This window comes from Candidatus Poriferisodalis sp., from assembly GCF_965208485.1.
Taxonomy (GTDB): domain Bacteria; phylum Actinomycetota; class Acidimicrobiia; order Acidimicrobiales; family Poriferisodalaceae; genus Poriferisodalis.
Genome location: NZ_OZ242344.1, coordinates 2,135,881 through 2,157,430 on the forward strand (window position 1 = coordinate 2,135,881; position 21,550 = coordinate 2,157,430).

Sequence of the window (21,550 nt, forward strand, 5' to 3'; positions counted from 1 at the left end):
CCGTTTGGGGCGAAAGCGACCGCAGCGGCGCGGGGAGACGCGAGGCCGGGTGAAGCTCGGTTGCTCTGGAGCGTCAGCGCGGGACTCAAGCCGCGGGCGGGGCCAGGGTGTCGTCGATGAGCGTCTGCAGCACGGCGTGCAGCGCTTCGGCGTCGTCGGCGCCGGCATCGATTGCATCGCGGCAGGCAGAGAGCTGCCGGTCGGCGGAGGTGCCTCGCCGGCAGATCGTCTTCAGGTGCTCAACTTCGGCGACGCAGTCCAGGGCCTCGGCGTCTGGTCGCACCATGTCCACGATTCGCTCGACGGCGTGGGGGACCGGCTCCAGTTCGCCGCTCTCGAAGTCGATCAGTTCGCCCTCGATGCCGTGCCGCTCGGCCAGCCACTTGTTCTGGCCGACCAGGAAGTTGCTGTGCTCGCGCCAGCTCAGATGCTGGGTGCGCAGGCGCCACAGCATGCGCAGCAGGCACGCGTACGCAGCGGCCACGGCGACGGTGTCCTCCATCCGGGTCGGCAGGTCGGTGACCCGCATCTCCAAGGTCGGGTAGGAGTGCGAGGGCCGGATGTCCCACCAGACCTTTGAGGCGTCCTCGATGACGCCCGCGCGCACCAGCACGTCGATGTGCCGCTCGTATTCGGCCCACGAGCTGAATCGCTCCGGCAGGCCCGTGCGGGGCAGCGTGGCGAAGACCGCCGATCGGTAACTCTTGAGGCCAGTGTCGGTGCCGCGCCAGAACGGCGACGAGGTGGACAGCGCCAGCAGGTACGGCAGGAAGGCAGTCACCTGGCCCATCAGGTCGATGCGCAGTTCGGGATCTTCGATGCCGACGTGGACATGCAGCCCGGAAATGATGAGCCGGCGTGACACCCCCTGGAGATCTGCCGCGAGCGCCCGGTAGCGCTCCTTGTCGGTGATGTGCGCTTCTTCTGCGCGAGCGCTGGGGTGGGTAGAAGCGGCGATCGGTGCCAGTCCGTGCTCGGCTGCGGCCTCCGTCACGGCCAGGCGCAGCAGCCCGATGTCAGCTCGAAGGCGGCGGAAATCGTCACAGATGCCGGTGCCGATCTCGATCTGCGCGCTGAAGAACTCAGGGCTGACCTGCCCGTGACGCAGCTCGGCCACCCGCTCGATCAGCCCGGGAGGCTGCTCGACGACCAGCTCACCGCTCTCGCGGTCGACAAGGAGGTATTCCTCCTCCACACCCATCGTCCAGCTCGGCTCGATCAGCACTGGCTCGATGATGGCAGATCGAGCGATCTGCGCCGAAAACCACCCACGGCACCTGCCGAGCCAGTCGCAACCACCAGTGGAGTTCTCCCAGCTTGCCGTCTGCTGACTACTTGGAACGAGGCCAGTTCGGCGTGCCGTCTGGTACGGCTCGCTTGAGGAACTCGTCGAACAGCGGGACGGTGAAGGCGGTGTCCCCGTGGGCGGGGCTGTACAGCATCCCCTTGGCGATGAGTCCCGATCTGCGAGGCGCCACCGAGGTGACGAGCACGCCGAGAGCTGCGGCGACATCACCTGATCGGTGCGGCCCGGGACCGAGGTCTGCCATGGCGCGCAGATACAGCCGCTCCTTCGGCGTCAGGCGGTCGAAGCGCACGCGAAAGAAGTCGCGGTCGAGCGTCTCGATCACGGTCGGCGTGGTTGCCCGCACGTCGTCGAGCGTGATCGGGCTTGCCGGTGCCGCATTCCACGCATGAAATCCCCACTCCTGAACGAAGTAGGGGTAGCCGCGTGAGAGCTCCACGATCGCTTCGGCAGCTTCCGGCGTGAACTCCACTCCGTGATCCTGCGCGGGGATCGTCAGCGCGGCGCGTGCATCGTCGGCGCCGAGCACATCGATCTCGGGAAAGGTGAAGAGCCGCTCGGTATAGGTGCGCGCGTTCCCGGCAAGGCCTCGCAGCTGCGGCAACCCGGCCGCCACGAGCAGCACGGGCAGATCAAGCTGCGATGTCCGATGTATGGCACCGATGACCGCGCCCATCTCTTGGGCATCGAGATACTGGGCCTCGTCGATGGCCAGCACAATCCCTGTCCCGCACTCCGCAGCCGCTTCGCCGGTGGTGACCAGCAAGTCGGCGAGATCCTCATCGAGCAGTCCGGAGTCAGCGAGTCCTGGCATTGCGTCCACACCGACAGAGATGCTCGTGCCATCGGGCAGCTGGAGCGCAAATGCCCGCAACGCGCCGAGCGCTCGCGTCACAGCACGCCGAACAGGAGTAGTCGCCAGCCCAAGCAGCACTCGACGGAGCCGTATCGCTATCTGGCTGGCGAAGCTGCCCGAGTCTGTCGCTTCGACAAAAGCAGTGCGCACGCCTTCGTCTGCGGCAATCTGCAGGAATCGGTTGAGCAGTACTGTCTTGCCGACACCTCGCAGCCCGAGCGGCATGCAGCTCTTTCCCGGTTGTCGGGCAATCGCCCGACGCAGCGCGACGCCGAATTCATCCACCAAGACGTCTCGGCCGACCAGCGCTGCTGGTGCCGTGCCCGCACCAGGACGAAAAGGATTCAGCAAGCGGTCCACTGAATTGCGTTCTCCTCGGCGATACCGGCGCAGCGCACTGGCATCTTGCAGGTGACCAGTTTTTCGTAGGTTTCAACAGAGCTTATCTTAGGTTATGTAAGTTATCTAACGGAAGCATAAGATCATTCAATCTCCCGAGTGCTCGGGAACCCGGCAGTGAGGGTGCCGGTTGTCGGGCTGAGAATGCTCGCTGTCTCAATCGGAGGCACGATTGCGAGCGCTTCATTCAGGTGATGACGTCCTATGAGGCGAAGGCCGCTCGGCGACCAGCTCACCGCTCACTAGATGAACGACCGGCACCGCTTGGTACCAGCCGGAGTTGAAGCTGGCCGCCACCAGTGAGCCGCCGAAACCAGGTGTCATGGCCGCGAGTATCGCCCTGCCGGTGACACTTGCGGCGCCAAAGCGGTGCGCCCCGGGGTGAACGACCGGGTTGGCAAGTCCGCTCTTGGGACCTCAAACGTTCAGGGTCTTCGTCCGATCGGCGGGCCACGAAGGCGGTATTGGTGCCGTCCACATCGAGGCGACTCCGCCCGTCGACGGCGCAGCCCGGCAGAGAACCCGGCCATGTGTGACTCCCCACCACTAGGGTCTCCCTTTCAACTAGGGTCTCCCTTTCAAGGATGCAGCCGAGATCGGCCCTGCTGCGAAGGCACGGCCTCGCGATGAAGGTGGTGAATCGGGTGGCCCGACGTGACCGGGGGGAGCGACGCCGCAGGCGTGGCGCTGTGGGTCAAGCCGGCTGGTCGACGGCCAGGGTGGTGCTGGCGACGGTGGTGTCGTTGGCTGTCGTCGCCGGGGGTGTGGCCCTTGGGGTGGCGTTGATGGGCCGAGACAGCAGCGGCGACAGCGTTGCCGCTTCGTCGCAAGGCGCCCAACCCCCCGAGACCTCCCTGACTCAGCCGGCCGAGCCGGTAGCGACGACATCTGTCGAGCCAGTTGCGACGAGCGAACCCCCAAGCGTGACGAGTCCTGCATCTACCGCTCCCGAACCTGAGGAAGCAGAGGTGGAGTCCGTCGAAGAGCCCGAGGACGGCGGCGGCGTTGAGCCTCGGGCGCCGGAGGTCGGTCAGGAAGCCGGCACCGGAGACGGTGCCGAGGAATCAGAGCTCTCAACCGAGGATGAACCCGAAGAAGCAGCCGTCGAAGATTCCGAAAGGGAGACCAACGGTGGCGGAGTTGATTCTCAGGTGCCGGAGGTCGGTCGGGAAACCGGCACCGAAGGCGAAGCCCAAGCCCAAGAACCAGAACCCTCAACCGAGAATGATCCTGAAAAGGGACCTGAAGGCGGCGAACCGGAAGGTGAGACTCAGGAGACCGAAGCAATCCCGGACCCAGTTGTTCCGGATGAAGCATGGGTTGCACTGGAGGCGGAGGCTTACGCCTTCAGTAAGGAGTGCGGCTGGTTTGATGAAAGCAGGGGTGGGTATACAAGATGCGAGAATGCCGAGGACACCCTGACAGTAATCCAGATGCAGTCAGCCTTGTTAGGCTGTGAATTCGATAACGACAGCGGCACATGCAAAGGCAAAGGTATATCGGAGACCGGGCAGTCCATGAACCGCCAGGCTTGCTCTGGAGGTTGGGGGCTATCTGAAGCATTTGTCACAATAGGTGAATACACTGGCTTTGTGTGTTACAGACATGACCATCCCGATTACTACCAGCCATGAACTGTAGCCGTCACGCTCCGGTGAAAACGGCGCTCTCAGGCCTGCCCGCTCTCTGTCGTATCAGCTGAGGGCGGGCAGGCTGTAGCCATATGGGCTACAAAAGCAAGTGTTGAGGCCTAACCCCGCCACCTCGCATAGCTTGCTGTGGCCATAACCGAGTGCACAGACCATCCCGGGCTACCCGCACAATTTACAATTGCACCAGACGCACTGCTTAAGGCGGCGCACCAGTCGGACAGCCGCCTATGCGTTTGCAGCGGCGGCGGCAATACCATGGGAGCAGAATTCAGTTTGGCCAAACGGACGAGATGGTCCAGTAGCTTCTTTGTCGTGTGAAAGTCCCGAAATCGGGCAGGAATCGCGCATTGAATATGTTCCGGAAGTCATCGCTCGAGTGGTTGTGTTTGTGAGCATACGTGTGTATGCTATTGTCATGTTCATCGAGCGAAGCTTCGAGCAATTGCCGGGCGAAGACATCTCGTCTAATGATGCGAACGCGGCTCGTGACTTTGCGCACCATGCCGTTCCTCAGGTGAGTCCGGCCGAGGGATCCGAGCATGCTGAATCGCCGGAACATGACTCGGCGTATTGGGCCGAGCTGAACCGTGAAGCAGCCAGCGTCGGGGCTGCTGAGGCGGGTGCGCTGCGGGGTCCGTTCGTCGATGCTCGCAGCGTTGCCGAGATGGGGCTGGAGTCGCTGACCGACAGTGATCTGTTGGATCGTGTCGTCGAGCTGGTGGCCGAGCGTTCCCGTGCTGAGGCGCGGTGTGTGGCCGCGGTGGGCGAGCTGGTGTCGCGCCATGGGGCGCAGTCGGCTGCGTGGCAGCTTCGTGAGTACACGCGCATGAACTGCGCGCAGGCACGCAGCGAAGCAAGGCTGGCCGAGTCGCTGGCTTCCAACGAGTTCGGCGACACGCTTGATGCGCTGGCGGCGGGTGAGATCCAGTTGTCCCATGCCAAGGTGATCGCCCGGGAGGCGCCCAAGGTTCATCGCCGCAGCGAGGAGAGCTTCTTGGGGCTGTGCCGGGCCTATCCCTCCGATGTGGTCGCCCGTCACACCCTGGCCAACGAGAGCCGGCAGGTCTATGCCGACCTCGCTGCTGAGGCCGAAGCCGCGGCAGCCGGCGGACCGGTCGAGCCTGCTGACGCGGAGCTCGCGTTGCAGCGCCACCAGCGGCGCTGTTCGCTGCGGCTGGGCGACGACGGCATGTGGCACCTGCGTGCCGATCTGGACTTCCTCGCCGGCCGCCAGCTCAACGTGCTGCTGGCCGCGGCTGAGCGCGCGGTGCGCCAACGCGACGAGTCAGCCCAAGACAGCTTCCCCCAGCGCAACGCGGATGCCTTGTGCGACCTCGTGCTGGGCCGCCAGCGACCGGTCGCCAATCTGGTGATCGCCGCCGACTACGACCTCGTCACCGGGCAGCTTGCCAATCCCCGCCTCGACGACGGCACCCCCATCTCCGCCGCCCAGCTCGCCGAGCTCGCTGCCGACGCCAAGATCCTGCCGGCCATGTTCAACAGCGACTGGAGCCAGCTCGCCTTGGGCCGGGTCCGCAGCGCATCGGAAGCTCAGCGGATCGTCCTGGCCGTCCGCGACGGGGGCTGCATCGCATGTGCCACCCACACCGAGCACTGCCACGCCCACCACATCGACTACTACGAGAACGGCGGCAACACCGACATCGCGAACCTCGCCGACCTCTGCGAACCCTGCCACCACGACCACCACCAACACCTGTGGCCCATCGAAACACCGCCCGACGGCAAACCCCGCCGGGCACCGCCCAACAGCCAAACCCGCCGGGCCGAAGGTCAACCGCACCTGCCAGCACATTCCACGACGAACCAGCTAACGCCGCCTGACCGATGGCGTGCAGCAAGCCAGGGACGTGGGCGCGGCCACTGGGCACCAACCATCGGGGAACGCCAATTCTCAAAGGGTGAGCAGCAGCCAACCGAGCGTTCGCCGCTCGAGTCTGTTCGGCTGTCCCCCCTGCGGAAGCTCGAAGACGCGTGATGCCGATGTGACGTTGTGGGCCAAGGCAAGCAGAGGCCGGGCCGGGATTCGAGACTGATACCGGTCCTGCGAGCAAGCTGAAGTCGAACCGGTGGACAGTCTGGTTCAGTCCACAGCCGGTGCGACTGCTCAAACGATGATCGTGAGCGGGTAGCCGGCACTGTCGACGTCAATCTTGCCGTCGTCGGTCCCGAGGTGTGCTGCCCGGCCGGCGGCGATGCGGCGGGCAGTCCACGCGGCGGCCGCGGCGTCAAGAACGTCGTCGAGCGCAGCATGCGGCGGGCCCACCAGCGGCGTCAGCGCCGATGCGAGGACTTCTTCGAAGCGCGCTGCGAGCAGTGCGAGCCGTTCCGCGATGCCGGCTTGGAATCGCTTCGGATGCTGGAGAGGTGCTGCGAACGGCATCGACTGCCCATCTCGGTGATGAACCTCGGCTTGACTAGCTGATCCAGCCATGACCGCGAAGCTGAGTTCGGGGTGCACCTCGGCCGCCAGCGGTGTCGCATCAGAGCCAAAGTCGGACGGCTGCAGAGCGGAACGAACCTCGCGGATCTTCGGCAAGAGGTTGTAGGCCTGCTTGGCAAGCCCCATGCCGAGGTGTTCGCGGGATGCGCGATTGGCCTGGTCATACTCGGCTGCGTCCAATGCAGCAATGGGCGGCGACCAGAACAGAGACGAGCGGCGAGGGCCAAGCAGCCCGCGCGCGTCTATGTCGGCTTGGCGTTTGGCACTGGACGGCAATCCGATCGGCATGTCGATGCCCACCGCCGCCAGACCGAGCCGGCGGGCCTCTGTCCAGAGTTCAATGAACGACTCGAACAGGGAGAATTCCACCGGTGTGCCGTCCCGCGCACCGGTCACCGCCATCACCCACCCGCCGGCCGCGCCGTCTACGCCTGCCACGCGCCTCGTGTCGGCTTTACTGCGGCTGGAGATCATCGCGGTCCATCTTGCGTCTCGGGGTCACTGGCAGCCTCGCATTCGACGGCCAAAGCAGGCCCGCGCACCGACAACCGCCGTAATCTCTGACACTTCACCGCACGTTGCAAGAAGGACTCGCATGACAGATCGCCAGATCCATATCCGAAGCTGCTCATTGTGCGAAGCGATGTGCGGACTCGAGGTGCATCATGCCGACGGCGAAGTGAAGCTGATCAGGCCGAACCGCAACGATGTCTGGTCCAAGGGGTACATCTGCCCCAAGGGCACCGTGCTCGGTCACATGTATGCCGATCCTGATCGGGTGCGCAGGCCGCTGATCCGCGATGCGTCCGGCGAGTTCGTCGAGGCCAGCTGGGATGACGCGTTCGAGCGCTGCGCCGAGCTTCTCGGAGATGTCCGCGACAAGTACGGCGTCGAGGCGATCACTGCGTATCTCGGCAACGCCACCGGCTTCAACTACTCGATCAGCCGTTATGCGGGCATGTTCCTGCAGCTCGCCGGAATACCCACGGTGTATTCGTCGGGCACCGTCGACACGTGGTCCAAGAACGTGTGCTGCCAGCTGATGTACGGGCACTCGTGGCGCATCCCGGTGCCCGACATCGACCGCACCGACTTCATGGTCGTGCAGGGCGCCAACCCCGGCGCCAGCCAAGGCAGCTTCATGGGCTGCCCCGACGTTTCGGGTTCTCTGGACGGCGTGCGCGAACGAGGCAAGGTGGTGGTGATCGACCCTCGCCGCAGCGAAACGTGCGCCCACGCTGACCAGTGGCTGCCGGTACGGCCCGGCACCGATGCGCTGCTGCAGCTCGCGGTGGTGAACGTGCTGTTCGACGGGGGCCTCGTGCGGCTGGGGCACCTGGCGGATCGGCTGAAGGGAGTGGACAAGGTCCGGGCGATTGCTGCTGAGTTTCCGCCCGAGCGGGTGGCCGAGGCCTGCGGTGCTGGCGCCGAGACGATCCGGACGCTGGCCCGCGAATTCGCCGCTGCGGATCGGGCAGCGTGGTACGCCCGCATCGGCACCTGCAACCAGGAGTTCGGCACGCTGGCGTCATGGCTGCCTGACGTGATCTGCGCGCTCACCGGCAACCTGGACACGGTCGGCGGGATGATGTGGGCCAAGCCTGTGGCGTGGTCGATGCTGCAGCAGGACTGGGGCTTCGAGGGCGGGTTTGACCGCTGGCGGAGCAGGGTCCGCGACATTCCCGAGGTGCTGGGGCAGTTCCCGATGGGCTGTCTTGCCGAGGAGATCGACACGCCGGGAGAGGGTCAGCTCAAAGCACTGATCGTGGTGGGCGGCAACCCCGTGCTGTCAGCCCCCAACTCCGAACGCCTCGACAACGCGTTGCCGCTGCTGGAGGCGATGATCTCGGTGGACAACGCACTCAATGAGACGTCCCGCCACGCCCATGTCATCCTGCCGGGGCTGGCAGCGCTGGAGCAGCACTTCTACTCCGAGATGCTGTGGGGCTGGGCCAAGCGCTCGGCGGCGAAGTACGCGCCGCCGCTGTTCGAGCCCGAACAGGGTCGACCCGACGAGTGGGAGATCCTCACCCGGCTCGGTGCCATGTGCGCAGGCCTGGGCGAGGTGAACGTCGCCGAGTTCGACGACCTGTACTTTTCTGCACTTGCTGAGTTGGCCGGCGTGGATCCTGCGGTGGCGCTGGACGCGTCGCCCGAGCCCGGCCCCGAGCGGTTGAACGACCTGGCCATCCGCACCGGCCCGTGGGGTGACCGCTACGGCGAGGATCCCGACGGCCTGAATCTCGACAAGCTGAAGGAGCTGCCGGACGGGCTGGACATGGGTCCGATGGTGCCGCAGGTCAACGACATCGTGGTGAACCCCGATGGGAAGATCGACCTCGCGCCTGAGCGCATCACCTCCGATGTCGAGCGCCTCACCGAGCGCCTCGCCCGTGCGGACTCCTCGCTGGTGCTCATCAGCCGGCGCCACGTGCGCTCCAACAACTCCTGGATGCACAACGTGGAGGTGCTGGTGCGAGGCAAGGATCGCTGCACGCTGCTCATTCACCCTGACGACGCAGCCGAAGCGGGCGTGGCCGACGGTGAGCTGGCCAGCGTCTCGTCGTCCAGCGGCAGCGTCGAAGTGGCAGTGGAGGTCAGCGACCAGATGTACCCGGGAGTCGTGTCGTTGCCGCATGGCTGGGGGCACGACAAGCCCGGCACCCGCCAATCGGTGGCGAGTCGGTACGCCGGGGTCAACTACAACGTGCTCGTCCCGCCCGAGTTCGTGGACGTCCCGTCGGGCAACGCCGCCGTCAACGGCGTCCCGGTGACTGTGGCACCGGTATCTGGCGTTCCCGCTTGACCGACCGTCGCAGTCCTTTCTCGGCCAAGGGATTCCTGCCGCTCTGGCTGAGCGGACTGTGCTGGCACTGGAGTCGCTGGGCCATCGCGTTTCTGGCCGGCTACCACGTCAACGTCACCACCGATTCGCCGAGGCTGGTGCAGCTCACGGGCACCGTGATGTGGGCGCCGCTGCTGCTCGGCGGCGCCGTGGGCGGAGTGATCTCTGACCGCCTCGATCGGCGCCGGACGGTGCGCTGGCAGACCGCGCTGCTGATCCCGTTTGTTGCCGTCGTCGGGCTGGCCGAGCGGGCCGGGCAGCTCAGCCTGTGGCTGCTGTACCCGTTCCTGCTGTTCGCAGGCATCGGCTGGGTGGTCGACATGACGAGCCGCCGAGCGCTGCTGCTCGACATCGTCGGAACGCAGCGGATCGGCGGGGCTATGGCGTGGGAGACGATGGCGCTGGCGTCGGGCTTGGCGGCGGGCCAGCTGCTCGGAGGCGTCATCACCGGCCGAGCGGGTGTCGGGACCGCGTTCTTGGGCATCGGCGGAGTGCTGTGCGTTGCCATGGTGCTGCTCATGCGGGTACCGCAGGCGCCCCGGGCAACGGCCGAGGGGTCACGCTCGTCGGTGGGTGCCGAGCTGCGGGCGGGTCTGCGACTGGCGCGGTCCAATCGCGGGCTGCTCAGCATCCTGGGCGTCACCGTGATGGCCAACTTCTTCATGTTCGCCTACTTCCCTGCGGTGCAGCTCATCGGCAAGGAAGTCGACGCGACCGCGTCGCAGATCGGGCTGATCGGATCGATGACGGGCTTCGGCATGGTCACCAGCTCGTTCATCACCTCGGTGGCCAGCGCCCGCCGTTGGGGGATCCTCTACGTCGGCGGCGTGTTCATCACCATGGGCATGCTCATCGTGTGGGCGCTGTCGCCCAATGTGCCGTTCGCCGTCCTGACGCTCTATCTCGCCAGTTGCGGCAGCGGCCTGTTCGCCGCCACCCAGTCGACGCTGGTGCTCACGGTGGTGCCCGAGCAGATGCGCGGGCGGGCCATGGGCCTGCTCTCGATGGCCATCGGGGCACTGCCGATCGGCACGTACCTGCTCGGCGAGGTTGCCCAGGTGCTCGGGCCGCGCACGGCAGTCATCGCCATGGCCTCGCTGGGACTTGTAGCGCTCACACTCTGGCTCGTCTGCCGACCCGAAGTGTTGCGGCGCGGGAATCCGACTCGCCAGGAGGCAGAGCCGTCAGGCGAAGCCGTGGCCCGAGCGGCCCGTGAGCGAAGCGAACAAGAGCGGGCTGCAACTGGTGCGACAACGAGAAGGCTCACCGATAGGAGCGGCTGCTGAGCTGGCGCCGGCAGCGGGCTGAGCGGCCTGTGGCGGGTTCGCTACGCTGCGGCGAGGTCAAGTGCCGGGGGCCGGCGGGAGGGAATTGACGATGAAAGCTGCAGTGCTCAACGAGATTCCGGGCGAACTCGACATCGAGGACATCTCGGTCGATGCGCCCGCTCCCGACGAGGTCCTCTTGCGGGTGGTGCACGCGGGCCTGTGTCACAGCGACCTGCATTTCATGGATGCCCACTGGCCGTACCAACTCCCCGCCGTCATGGGTCACGAGAGTGCCGGCGTGGTCGAAGCGGTCGGCGACAACGTGGCCTACGTGAAGCCCGGCGACCACGTCATCAGCTGTCTGTCGGTCTTCTGCGGCCACTGCGAGCGCTGCCTGACCGGTCGCCCGAACATCTGCGCCAATCCAGCTGCCGTCGCTCGGCCAGACGGTGCAGCACCACGGCTGGCCAAGCCCGACGGCACCGAGGTGGGCCAGTTCGCCCGTCTCGGCGGATTCGCCGAGGAGATGCTGATCCACCAGAACGCTGTCGTGAAGATCCGCGACGACATGCCGCTCGACCGTGCGGCGCTCATCGGCTGCGGCGTCACCACCGGACTCGGCGCGGTGTTCAAGACGGCCCGTATTGAACCCGGTGCCACGGTGGCCGTCTACGGCGCCGGCGGGATCGGCCTCTCCGCGGTACAAGGCGCACGCATCGCCGGGGCCGGCCGGGTCATCTCGGTGGATGTCGAGGACTCCAAGCTGGAAACGGCCCGTCAGGTGGGCGCCACCGACACGGTCAACGCTTCTGACGGCGATCCGGTCGAGGCCATCAAGGAACTGACCGGCGCCGGCGTGGACTACGCCTTCGAGTGCATCGGGCTGAAGCAGACGTGCGAGCAGGCATGGTCGTCGTCGCGGCCCGGCGGCACCACGGTCATCGTGGGCATGATGCCGTTCGGTGAGAAGATCGAGATCACGGGCTACGAGGTGTTCATGCTCGAAAAGCGCCTGCAGGGCTCGATGATGGGCTCGAACGCCTTCCGGGTGGACATGCCCCGCTACGTCGATATGTATCTCGACGGCCGCCTGATGCTCGACGAGATGATCTCGGCGCACATGCCGCTGGAGGACATCAACGTCGGCTACGAGCAGATGCGTCAGCGCGTCGGCACTCGCACCGTCATCGACTTCGACTGACCGGTCCGCGTCTCAGGCGCTCGGGCCGCACAGAACCAACAACCAGCAAGTGAGGGTCCATGGAGGTCGAGGGCAGAGTCGCCGTGGTGACAGGCGCAGCGAGCGGCATGGGCCGTGCCATGGCAGACACGTTCGCTGCGGCCGGCATGAAGGTGGTGCTGGCCGACATCGAAGAGGCACCGCTGGGTGATGCGGCATCCGAGGTGGAGGCGACCGGCGCGGAAGCCATCGCTGTGCGCACTGATGTGTCGAAGCTGGCCGATATCGAAGCGTTGGCTGAGGCGGCGGTCGATCGGTTCGGCGCGGTGCACGTGCTCTGCAACAACGCGGGCGTCGGGATTCCCGGTCCCGTGGGGGACATGTCGCTCGAGGACTGGCGCTGGACGCTCGACATCAACCTGTGGGGGCCGATCTACGGCTGCCACGTGTTCCTGCCGATCATCGAGGCGACCGGCGAGGGCCACATCAACTCGACTGCTTCGGTGGCCGGGTTGTACGGGGGCGCCTCGCTCGGTGCCTACAACGTGTCCAAGCACGGCGTGGTGGCGCTCATGGCCACGCTGGAGCGAGATCTGCGGCTGCGGAACTCGCCGGTGCATGCCTCGGTGCTGTGCCCGGGGCCCATCAACACCAACATCGTGTACAGCCAGCGCAATCGTGACCCCGAAGATGCCGCGCACCATGTGCGCACAGACCAGGGCGACAAGTTCTGGGACATGCTCAAGGGCTATTTGGCCGAAGGCATGGACCCTGCCGAGGTGGGGCCGATGGTGCTCGACGCCGTCCGCACTGATCGATTCTGGGTGCTGACGCATCCCGAGATGGGCAAGATCGCCCGCTATCAGGCTGACGCCATGCTTGAGGATGGCCACCTCACACGCTGAGCGGCTATTGCACGCCGCCGCCGGGTGTGGCGACGCTGAGGCAAACGGAGCAAGAGGGCGTTTACTGAGTCCGTGACTCCGACCGCGACGCCACGAGCGGACCGCTCGCCCGAAGCGCCGCCCCGTCGGTCCTGAGCACATGAAGCCCGCAGGACGAAGCGTGCGCGTGCAAGCGCGGCTGACTGTTAGGCGGCCGTCGGTCTTCACGGTCGTCCCGCAGGTTCTCGATACGGCCGGCCGGCCACTCGCCGCATCGGTGGCACACCTCGCCCCGCGCCCGCCGCTGCCCCCCGCTGCGCCGTCGACAGCAGATGTCGGGCCGCCGCAGGGGACTCGCTACCGGTGGGCCTTGCTCGTTGTCATCGGCTTCGCCGTTCTCGGCTTCGGTTCGCTGATGACGCTGGTCAGCGCGGCGCTGGGGACCATCGCGGAAGACTTGGACACGAGCGTCCCGACGGCTGGCTGGGTGATGACCGGCCTGATGCTGGCCATGGCCGTGTCGACACCTGCGGGCGGCAAGCTCGGCGACATCTACGGCCATCGCCGGATGTTCATGATCGGCATGGTCGGCATGACGGCCATGATGATCGTCAACTACTGGGTGCTCGACATCGGCACGTTCATCGCTGTGCGAGTCGTGTTCGGGTTGTGCGGCGGGATGCTGATGCCGTCGGGGATGGCGCTGCTGATGCATGCCTTCGGTCCGGCCGAGCGCGCCCGAGCCGTGGGCTGGTTCCAATTCGCCATGACCGGTGCGCCCACGATCGGTGTCGTTGCCGGCGGACCGATGCTCAACGTCTTCGGCTGGCGCGGCATCTTCCTGCTCTTCGGCCTCATCGGGCTGCTGGGCACCGTGATGGCTGTGTTCATCGTGAAGCCGATCCCGCGAGGCGCCCGAGTCTCCATCGACGTTCTCGGCGCCCTGCTGCTGGGCGGAGGCACGCTGCTGGTCCTGTGGGCGATCACCCGGATCCCCACGCTGACCCGGTCTGGCATGTCGCTGCTCAGCGACCAGACGCTGATGCTGATGGTCGGCGGCGCGGTGGCATGCTTCGTGCTGTTCGTGGGTTGGGAGCGCCGTGCCGCATCGCCGTTGCTGGACCTGCGACTGTTCCGGCGCCCCAGCTTCACGCTCCCGCTCGTGTCAGCAGCGTGCAACCAGTTCGCCTACATGGGTGCGTTCATCATCGTGCCGACGTTCTTGCTGCAGGACGGGTACGGGTACTCCGTCGGCGTGGCTGCGCTGCTGATGGTTCCCCGGCCCGGCGCGTTCGCCTTGGCGTCACCGTTCGGCGGCACGCTCGTGACCAAGATCGGCGCCCGGGTGCCGATGCTGTTCGGCACCTCCGCGATGATCGGTTCGATGGCGGCGTTTGCCATCGGTGCCGACCCAGCGGGTTGGGGGCTCGCGCTGGTCATGGTGGGCTTGGTGCTCTCTGGTGTCTCCGCGGGCTTCGGCTCGCCGGCGTATCAAGTGCTGGTCGCGAGCTCGGTGGACGACAAGGATCTGGGCGTCGCGAACGGCATGAACCAGACCGTCATGTGGATCGGCATCATCACCGGCATCCAGTCGATGCTGGCGTTCGCAGGAGACAGCCCATCGATCGGCCGCCTGCAGGCGACGTTCCTCTTCGGTGGGGTGGTGGCGGCATTCGGATTCATGGCGCCGCTGTTCGCCACCCGCCGCGCCACCCGCGCCGGCTAGCTGCGGGGCGAGGCCTATCGACCGCCTGAAGGGCAGTGTGGCGACGCGCTAGTGGTGTGTCGCAGTTTTCCTCCGGGCATCATGCAGCTCGCTGACCTGCAAGAATGGGCTTGCTTCAGCCCCAGCCATTTCAGCGACGCACCACTAGAGGGCGGCGAGGAAGTCGAGTAGCTCGGCGTTGAATTCGTCGGCGGCCTCTTGCTGTACCCAGTGGCCGATGCCGTCGAAAATCACCGACTTCGTCAGGTTGGGCATGGTCTCGGGAAACTTGGCAATGGAGCCTGCTCCCCAGACTGTCGGGCCGTCGACTTCGCCGCCGACGAACAGGCTCGGCTGGGTGATGGGCGCACCGTCGAATGCAGCCATGTCCTCCCAGTCGCGGTCGACGTTGCGGTAGCGGTTCAGCCCGCCTGACATGCCCGTGCGGGTGAACTCATCGACGTACACGCCGAAGTCGGCCTCGGACATCCAGTGGGGCCAGGTGCCCTCTTCGGGCCAGACGAAGTTGTCCGAGAGCTTGCCGCCGGAAGCCACGCCGAAGCCTCCGCCAGACGAGTCGCCCGATGCTCGGCGAGCCTGCACACCGTCGCCCGAGGCTGCGTAGTACATGCCCAGCAGCCAGTGGGGAAGGTCGACTTCCATCTCGGCCTCGGCACGCCCCGGCTCTTGGAAGTACTCGATGTAGAACTCCTTGTCGCCGCCCATCATGCGGAAAGCGGCACTGGGTTTGAAGTCGCTGCGAGCGTTGTACGGAACGCTGACCAGCGCCAGCGCCGTGAAGATGCTGGGCCGCAGCAGTGCCGAGTTCCAGGCGATGGGCGCGCCCCAGTCGTGGCCGACAATGACGGCAGTGTCCTCGCCGAGGGCTCGCACCACGCCGACGTTGTCGGCAACATGGCGCACCATGCGGTAGTCGTCGACTGCAGCGGGTGCAACGGAGCGTCCGTAGCCGCGCACGTCAATCGCCACTGCCCGGTAGCCGGCTGCAGCGACCGCGGGGAGCTGGTGCCGCCACGAGTACCACGACTCGGGAAAGCCGTGGACGAACAGCACCAGCGGCCCCTCGCCTAGCTCGGCCACGTGGATCCGGGTGCCCAGCGCATCCACGTCGTGATGCTTCACGCCGGACAGGTCAGGTGTTGTCGTGCCACTGCTCTCACTCATGGCCGACATTCTGGCCCGCTCGCTCCGCCAGCGCGCTCGGCGGTCAATGCTCAGCTGGGCTGAGTCTGCGCCAGCCGATCAACGACGCGAAATGGGTACTTGCGGGGGGCGTCGCTGCCGACCTGTGCACAAACCGCATACGGATACGCCGACTCCAAGGTGCTGTGGGGGTGCGTCAGCGCCTTGGGGGATGTCGCGTGTCAGTGTGTCCCATTCTGCGCCGCTGAGGTACATCAAACCGTTTTGGACCTCAGCGTGGTTGGCGAGCGTGAGCATCTCGATGCGGGGCACGGCGTACAGGTTGCTTCCGTGTCATCAATCGGGCGCCTCTGTACCGCGACAGGCGAGACTTCGTGATCCAGCCCGGCGACGCCGGCCGCCGCGACGACTACCCCACCTCCCCTGCCCGCAGCGGCAGTTAGGGCACGCGGGTGGTCGGCAGTGAGTTTGCTGGCGAAACGCTGGCGATAATGGCAAAATGCTGGCATGGCTGTGCAGATCACCATCCGAAACGTGCCGGACGATGTGCGCGACGAACTCGCTGCGAAAGCTGCTGAGCGGCGCCAGTCGATGCAGGAATACTTGCGGGGAGAACTGGAGCGTCTAGCTACGACACCGTCGGTGGCGACCTTGCTGGAGGAGATACGACGGCGCAAGGATGCCGCGGGCACCCATGTGTCAGCGCGCGAGATCCTCTCCGCACGTGACGCAGACCGGAAGTGAGCTTCGTCATCGATGCGTCGACACTGGTAGCTGCGCTCATCGACAGTGGCGACGACGGCCAGTGGGCACTGGCACAACTCGCGCGAGAACCGATGGCCGCGCCCCAGCTGCTGCCAGCAGAGACGTCAAACATCCTGCGCCGTTTGGAGCTGTCGAGCCAGTGTTCGAGACTCGAGGCCACGGCATCACACCGTGAACTTGCTCGATTTGACTTCGAGCTCTATCCGTTCACCCCATTTGCTGATCGCATCTGGGAGCTCCGCTTCAATCTCACTGCTTACGACGCGTGGTACGTCGCGCTCGCTGAATCGCTTGGTTGGCCGCTGGTCACACTCGATCGCAAGATGGCGAACGCCAGCGGGACGCGATGCGAGTTCTGGGTTCCGCCGCGACCTGAGCAAGCCGAGTGAGGATTCGAACGCAGACGGCGTAGTGCGGAATCGGCAAGGATGGGCGGCATGAGCTTGTTGTCGTTTGAGCTGCCTTCGTTGGAGACGATCGAGCTGGAGCCTGACGGCGAGACGCTGCGGGTATGGCTGAACCGGCCGGAGTCGCGCAACGCCCACAACCAGCTGATGATCCGTGAGGTGGGCGACCTTTTTTTAGCGCTCGATGGGCAGACCCATACCGGGTGGCGGTGCTCGGCGGGAGGGGGAAGTCGTTCTGCGCTGGCGCAGACCGCAAGGAAGGGCCGACGGCGGCAGCCAACGACCGCGAGGCCCGCTACATCAACCAGCTCGGCCGCCGGGCCGCACGCGCCATCGAGGACTGCGAGGCGGTCACCATGCGCGAGAGCTGGTCGGCGCCAACCTGTCAGCCCTGCCGAAGCTCCCTTGCCGTCAGTAGAGTCCGGGCCGGCTTCGAACGCAGCGGCTGTCAGGCCGGAAGGACGCAAGTGCCCGACCATCGTCTCGAATCCGAAAGGATCGTCGTTCAGGCACCGATGAGCTTCATCGGATCAGCAGCAAGGATCTGGCGCTTGGCACGCGTCGGACCATTGCCCATTAGCTTGCTCCTCGGCTTTCTCGCGGTTCTCCTGATAGCGGTCGTGTGGTTGTTCGTACTCTGCTGGTACTTGTTGTTCGGACTCCTGCTGGTGCCGTATCGGCTTGTTCGTCGTGGAAGTCGCACCCGCAAGCGGGAAGGGCTCCGACACAGCGAAGTGCTCGATGCCATCGAGAACCACGATGGCAAATCCGTCGCCAAGGACTCCAACGTCCCGGCGACGTAGTCCACCGACCGAGTCGAGGCATCGCCATGGCAGAGGACCGCTCATTGCTGGGTCATCTGTTGCCGAAGCTGACATGTGGCGTCGAGGATGCGGCGACCGATGCGCTCGCCTTCATCCTGAACCGGTCCGAAGCGTGCCGAGCGGCTTTGGTCGATCTTGTGAGTCAAGGCGACTGCAGGCTTGCGTCGCTGACGAGGGCCACCACCCAGGTGTCGCCCACGGGCAAAGAACGGCTGGATCTGGTCGCGTGGGACAGCGCCGGCTCGAAGCGGCTGATCATCGAGTCGAAGTTCTGGGCGCCTCTGCTCAGCGGCCAAGCGAGTGGCTATGTCAAGCACTTGGCTGACGATGGCCCCGCGGTGCTGCTGTTTGTGGCGCCCGAGAGATCCGCCGCGAGACGCTCTGGAAAAAGATCAGTGGGCAGTTCGAGGCCGCACAAGGAATGGAACTCAGTGAGGTTCGCCACGTCGGTCAGACGCAAGTTGCCGACATTGCCGACAGCGGCAAGCGTGTCGCGTTGACCACTTGGCGCCTGTTGCTCGATCGACTGAAGTCCGCAGACCAGACGATGGCCGACAACGTTCTCCATCTGCAGGCCTCGACGGACGCACAAGACGAATTGTCATTCGCTCCTCTGCAAGCTGAGGACTTCGACGCCGCGATTCCTCAGCGGATCTTGTTTCTCAATCGAATCGTCTGGAGCGTGATCAACCGGGGTGTCAACTGCTGCCGTATGAGTGTGCAGGACCTGAAGGCAGCGCCTCAATACGACGGATATCTGAAGTACTTCGCGTTCTGCGCAGAGGATGGCACGAAGCTCACCGGTGATCTTGGACTATGCGTCAACTACAGCCGTTGGGCACGGTCCGATACGACCTCGGTCGCAGAGACCACTCTTCTGTGGCTGAGAATCTGGAGTGGCCACAGCGAGATGATCAACGCAGTCAGCAGGCAAGGTGGTGTCGACTACGACTGGAACCCCGGCGACGATCACATGTGGATTCCGCTGCGACTGCGGAACCACTGAGACTCCGTCGGGGCGTTCGTACGAATAGCCGTCCGCGGCGGTGACCACGACGAGCTTCGCGGCCCGGCCCATCTTGGATTCGTCGATCTTGCTGCGGGCAGGTAGCAATGAGCGGGCTGCCTGTTCGATTTGCTCGTTGCCGCCCAGCTTGACCTCGGCTGCGAGCCAGCGACCGTCGCCGGCATCAACAATCTCATCGACTTCGCTGCTGGCTGCATTTTTGAATGCGAACACCTCAGCCCCGGCGGCCTGCGCGTAGATGCGCAGATCGCGGATGACGAGCGACTCGAAGAGCGGGCCGAGCGCCTCAGTGTCGGCCAGGCAGGCGCTCGGGCTGGGCTCGGAGCGCAGCGACCGCCAACGACGGATCAGTGAAGTGATGGCGTGGGCTCGACAGCAGCGGTGACCGAGAGCGCAGGTGGGTGGGCCACGCCCTCAGCGGTTCCAGTACATGAAGTCGCTCGAGCGCATCGAGACGGCCCCCGACGCGATCGGCGTCGTCGTTGCCCGACCGCAGCTCCAGCCGCAGCGGCTCCCCGTCCGATGTCGAGCACACCACCGGACCGAACCCGAAGCCGCCCAAAGCGAACAGCCCCGCGCCCTACGCCACCCGCTGCCCGCCGCCTGCCAGACACGCACTTGCGACACTGCTGAGTCTCACCTCGGAGATGCCCTCGAACTCGCCGAAGCGTGCACACAACACACGCATCACCGCAGGTCAGAGAGGCCTTTCCGCGGAACCCAACAGCCTCAGCCACCATATTCATGAACAATCAGGGCAGTGGTTGGAATGTGTCCTGGAGGACACATCGGGTGGGCAAGATGAGTGACAACGGCAAGCGGCGTCTCCAAAGTTGCCCCGCCGATCAACGGCTTACGCTGAACTGCCCATCCACGCCTCTCGGACGCTCGTCGCCCAAATGCCTCGAAGTCGAGTCAGCCCGCATCGCCGGCGAGCCCGAGGTGGGGATTGAACCCACGACCTGCTCTTTACGAGAGAGCCGCTCTGCCACTGAGCTACTCGGGCCGGGGGTGGCGCGAAACGTGGCGCGTTTCTCCGCTTCAGTGATCTGAGGCGGCTGTTTGCGTCGGATTCGGCACCGCGTGGAGGCTACCGATGCGGTGTGGGGGACGTGTCGCGCTGTGGCGTCACGGATTCAACCTCAGCGGGCACGCTGGCGCTGTAGGACTCGGGCTGGTCCGGGGAGGTACTTTCCTCGTCAGAGACCGGCTCTTAGTCTGGACTTGATGACGTAGTCGGGGAGTTCGTGCTCGCCGAACCACTCGCGGAGCTTGCTGGTCTTGTTCTCGATCATGTAGCAGGCGAGCGCTCTGATGCAGCAGGACTGCTGATAGCCGGTGAGTTCGAGTTGGAATCGTTCGCGGGTGACGGCGTTGGCGCGCCCCGCAATCAGCCGCCGTTCGAAATCGCTGTTGAGCGATTCGCTGTCTTGGCGGTATCCGTGCATGCGCGAGAAGTCAGGGTTGTTCTCAGTGATGGGCATGAGTGCGCGTGTACGGAGTTGGTTGTTCTTGATCTCGTTGAGTGTGTTGGCGAACTCCACTGGTGGTTGCGAGTGTTCGGTCATGATGGCCGGTCTTGCAATACAGCAATCACCAGTGGAGGTGTTCAGTATGGCAGCGAGGGTGTGCGCGTTGGAGCGCGTTCGTGTTGATGCGATGAGATCGGCGGGGGTGAGCGCTGATGACATTGCCGAAAGGCTCGGCAGGCATCCGTCGACGATTTATCGCGAGCTGGGCCGCTGCGGCGGGGTCGAGGGTGTCTATGACGCTGAGGCAGCGCAGGCCGAGGCCCGGCTGCGGGCGTTGCGTCCCAAGGCCGCCAAGCTCGAAGCGGGCCCGGCGCTGGCCGGCGAGGTGAACGACAGGCTGGGTCTGTGCTGGTCGCCGCACGCGATCAGCGCCGATCTGGCCGCTGTGGGCGCGTCGGTGTGCGCGGAGGCGATCTATCGGGCGGTGTGCAGCGGCCGCTGCCTCGGCGACGACGCGTGGAAGTGCCTGCCGCGCCAGCAGCGCTGCCGCAGGCGGCGCAGCCGCCGCGGCGACAAGGCCAGCCCGCTGGGCGAGCGGCCCGCCGCCGCGGCGGACCGGTCCGAGCCGGGCCGCTGGGAAGGAGACCCTTCGTCTTTTGTTGGGATGGGGGCTGCCCAAAGGAACACCCCTGGACCTCAACCCCCTGCGACTGTCGATCATCGAGGACAGCCTCAACACGATGCCCCGCCGACTCCACAACTGACAATCAGCCGCCGACATCTACACTCAACTCACTCGCAACCACCGATAGAGCTTGCCCACCTACTGGCTACACTTCCCGACGGTCCGAAGCCTGTCGGCCCTCGGGGACGGCAGCGGGATCGGACGTCTGGCTGGAAGCCGCCAGGGAGACCTCATGCCGATCTACGAGTATCGCTGCACCGACTGCAGACAGACCTTCGAGCGCTACCAGAGCTTCGGTGATGATCCGATCACCGTGTGCCCGCTGCCCGTCGACGACACAGCGCTCAACGGTTCGGCGCCCGAGTGCGGCGGCGAAGTCCGCAAGGTGTTCTCCAACGTCGGGATCAGCTTCAAGGGCAGCGGGTTCTACCGGAACGACAGCAGGACCGAGAGCCGACCGAAGTCGAAGACTTCTGGCGACGGCTCATCGGGTTCATCCAGCACCTCAAGCTCAAGCAACGATTCAGGAACCAAGGATTCGACCCCGTCGGGAGGCAAGGAAAGCTCTTCCGTCGGGGCCGCCTCGGCGTCAGGCTGACGCCCGCCGCATCGAAACAAGCCCGCAGCGGTGCAGCCGCTGCGATGGC

20 protein-coding genes, 1 tRNA gene and 1 pseudogene are annotated in these 21,550 nt (G+C 65.5%); 14 read left to right on the forward strand and 8 right to left on the reverse strand.

Translation table 11 applies throughout. The features are described 5' to 3' along the window. Positions 1–85: 85 nt before the first annotated feature. Both ACOGXQ_RS09955 and ACOGXQ_RS09960 read right to left on the reverse strand, forming a co-directional pair. Positions 86–1,222, reverse strand: coding sequence for a carboxylate-amine ligase (locus tag ACOGXQ_RS09955; protein ID WP_419947371.1), 1,137 nt, complete (start codon positions 1,220–1,222; stop codon positions 86–88). 109 nt (positions 1,223–1,331) lie between these two features. Beyond that, positions 1,332–2,522 carry an ATP-binding protein gene (locus tag ACOGXQ_RS09960; RefSeq protein ID WP_419947235.1) on the reverse strand — a complete coding sequence of 397 codons (1,191 nt, stop codon included), beginning with the start codon at positions 2,520–2,522 and terminating at the stop codon, positions 1,332–1,334. Between the two features lie 1,007 nt (positions 2,523–3,529). Here ACOGXQ_RS09960 and ACOGXQ_RS09965 point away from each other — a divergent pair. Together ACOGXQ_RS09965 and ACOGXQ_RS09970 are read left to right on the forward strand one after the other, a co-directional pair. Further along, positions 3,530–4,195, forward strand: coding sequence for a hypothetical protein (locus ACOGXQ_RS09965; RefSeq protein WP_419947236.1), 666 nt, complete (start codon positions 3,530–3,532; stop codon positions 4,193–4,195). Positions 4,196–4,628: 433 nt separating this feature from the next. Next, positions 4,629–6,212 (forward strand): hypothetical protein, encoded by a 1,584-nt coding sequence (locus tag ACOGXQ_RS09970; RefSeq protein ID WP_419947237.1) that lies wholly within the window; start codon positions 4,629–4,631, stop codon positions 6,210–6,212. A gap of 129 nt (positions 6,213–6,341) precedes the next feature. On the opposite strand, the gene ACOGXQ_RS09975 is transcribed toward ACOGXQ_RS09970, so the two are convergent. Continuing rightward, the gene (locus tag ACOGXQ_RS09975; protein ID WP_419947238.1) at positions 6,342–7,151 is read right to left on the reverse strand and encodes a DUF429 domain-containing protein; all 810 of its coding nucleotides are present in this window, start codon (positions 7,149–7,151) and stop codon (positions 6,342–6,344) included. A 121-nt stretch (positions 7,152–7,272) separates the two neighbouring features. Between ACOGXQ_RS09975 and ACOGXQ_RS09980 the strand changes: the two genes are divergently transcribed. From ACOGXQ_RS09980 to ACOGXQ_RS10000, 5 genes are all read left to right on the forward strand, one after another. Then, entirely contained in the window at positions 7,273–9,483 is a 2,211-nt protein-coding gene (locus tag ACOGXQ_RS09980) for a molybdopterin-dependent oxidoreductase (RefSeq protein WP_419947239.1), read from the forward strand. Further along, positions 9,480–10,808: an MFS transporter gene (locus ACOGXQ_RS09985; protein ID WP_419947240.1), complete on the forward strand. Its 1,329-nt coding sequence runs from the start codon at positions 9,480–9,482 to the stop codon at positions 10,806–10,808. The genes ACOGXQ_RS09980 and ACOGXQ_RS09985 overlap by 4 nt, the downstream gene beginning before the upstream one ends. 91 nt (positions 10,809–10,899) lie before the next feature. Next, positions 10,900–11,991 carry a Zn-dependent alcohol dehydrogenase gene (locus ACOGXQ_RS09990; protein WP_419947241.1) on the forward strand — a complete coding sequence of 364 codons (1,092 nt, stop codon included), beginning with the start codon at positions 10,900–10,902 and terminating at the stop codon, positions 11,989–11,991. 59 nt (positions 11,992–12,050) lie between these two features. Further along, entirely contained in the window at positions 12,051–12,875 is an 825-nt protein-coding gene (locus ACOGXQ_RS09995) for an SDR family NAD(P)-dependent oxidoreductase (protein ID WP_419947242.1), read from the forward strand. 256 nt (positions 12,876–13,131) lie between these two features. Then, entirely contained in the window at positions 13,132–14,580 is a 1,449-nt protein-coding gene (locus tag ACOGXQ_RS10000; protein WP_419947243.1) for an MFS transporter, read from the forward strand. Positions 14,581–14,724: 144 nt separating this feature from the next. Here ACOGXQ_RS10000 and ACOGXQ_RS10005 read toward each other — a convergent pair whose 3' ends face one another. After that, positions 14,725–15,744 (reverse strand): alpha/beta fold hydrolase, encoded by a 1,020-nt coding sequence (locus tag ACOGXQ_RS10005; protein ID WP_419947244.1) that lies wholly within the window; start codon positions 15,742–15,744, stop codon positions 14,725–14,727. Between the two features lie 486 nt (positions 15,745–16,230). Between ACOGXQ_RS10005 and ACOGXQ_RS10010 the strand changes: the two genes are divergently transcribed. The 5 genes from ACOGXQ_RS10010 to ACOGXQ_RS10030 all read left to right on the forward strand — a co-directional run bounded on the left by ACOGXQ_RS10010 (position 16,231) and on the right by ACOGXQ_RS10030 (position 18,725). Next, positions 16,231–16,467 carry a FitA-like ribbon-helix-helix domain-containing protein gene (locus tag ACOGXQ_RS10010; protein WP_419947245.1) on the forward strand — a complete coding sequence of 79 codons (237 nt, stop codon included), beginning with the start codon at positions 16,231–16,233 and terminating at the stop codon, positions 16,465–16,467. After that, the gene (locus tag ACOGXQ_RS10015; protein WP_419947246.1) at positions 16,464–16,877 is read left to right on the forward strand and encodes a type II toxin-antitoxin system VapC family toxin; all 414 of its coding nucleotides are present in this window, start codon (positions 16,464–16,466) and stop codon (positions 16,875–16,877) included. The genes ACOGXQ_RS10010 and ACOGXQ_RS10015 overlap by 4 nt, the downstream gene beginning before the upstream one ends. Before the next feature lie 221 nt (positions 16,878–17,098). Beyond that, positions 17,099–17,698: a hypothetical protein gene (locus ACOGXQ_RS10020; protein WP_419947247.1), complete on the forward strand. Its 600-nt coding sequence runs from the start codon at positions 17,099–17,101 to the stop codon at positions 17,696–17,698. Positions 17,699–17,724: 26 nt separating this feature from the next. Then, positions 17,725–18,219, forward strand: coding sequence for a hypothetical protein (locus ACOGXQ_RS10025; RefSeq protein WP_419947248.1), 495 nt, complete (start codon positions 17,725–17,727; stop codon positions 18,217–18,219). Next, positions 18,216–18,725 (forward strand): hypothetical protein, encoded by a 510-nt coding sequence (locus ACOGXQ_RS10030; protein WP_419947249.1) that lies wholly within the window; start codon positions 18,216–18,218, stop codon positions 18,723–18,725. The genes ACOGXQ_RS10025 and ACOGXQ_RS10030 overlap by 4 nt, the downstream gene beginning before the upstream one ends. A 204-nt stretch (positions 18,726–18,929) precedes the next feature. Here the strand turns inward: ACOGXQ_RS10030 and ACOGXQ_RS10035 are convergent. The 4 genes and pseudogenes from ACOGXQ_RS10035 to ACOGXQ_RS10050 all read right to left on the reverse strand — a co-directional run. Continuing rightward, a pseudogene (locus ACOGXQ_RS10035) lies at positions 18,930–19,106 on the reverse strand (hypothetical protein); the annotation flags it as partial. Continuing rightward, positions 19,033–19,308 carry a hypothetical protein gene (locus ACOGXQ_RS10040; protein WP_419947250.1) on the reverse strand — a complete coding sequence of 92 codons (276 nt, stop codon included), beginning with the start codon at positions 19,306–19,308 and terminating at the stop codon, positions 19,033–19,035. The gene ACOGXQ_RS10040 and the pseudogene ACOGXQ_RS10035, both read right to left, overlap by 74 nt. A gap of 372 nt (positions 19,309–19,680) precedes the next feature. Then, a tRNA-Thr gene (locus tag ACOGXQ_RS10045) sits at positions 19,681–19,752 on the reverse strand. A 193-nt stretch (positions 19,753–19,945) separates the two neighbouring features. Then, positions 19,946–20,314, reverse strand: a complete 369-nt coding sequence (locus ACOGXQ_RS10050) for a hypothetical protein (protein ID WP_419945098.1) — start codon at positions 20,312–20,314, stop codon at positions 19,946–19,948. Positions 20,315–20,405: 91 nt separating this feature from the next. On the opposite strand from ACOGXQ_RS10050, the gene ACOGXQ_RS10055 reads away from it, so the two are divergent. Both ACOGXQ_RS10055 and ACOGXQ_RS10060 read left to right on the forward strand, forming a co-directional pair. Then, complete coding sequence (locus tag ACOGXQ_RS10055) at positions 20,406–21,203, forward strand: transposase (protein ID WP_419947251.1); 798 nt, start codon at positions 20,406–20,408, stop codon at positions 21,201–21,203. Beyond that, complete coding sequence (locus tag ACOGXQ_RS10060) at positions 21,136–21,501, forward strand: FmdB family zinc ribbon protein (RefSeq protein ID WP_419947252.1); 366 nt, start codon at positions 21,136–21,138, stop codon at positions 21,499–21,501. The genes ACOGXQ_RS10055 and ACOGXQ_RS10060 overlap by 68 nt, the downstream gene beginning before the upstream one ends. Positions 21,502–21,550 lie beyond the last annotated feature (49 nt).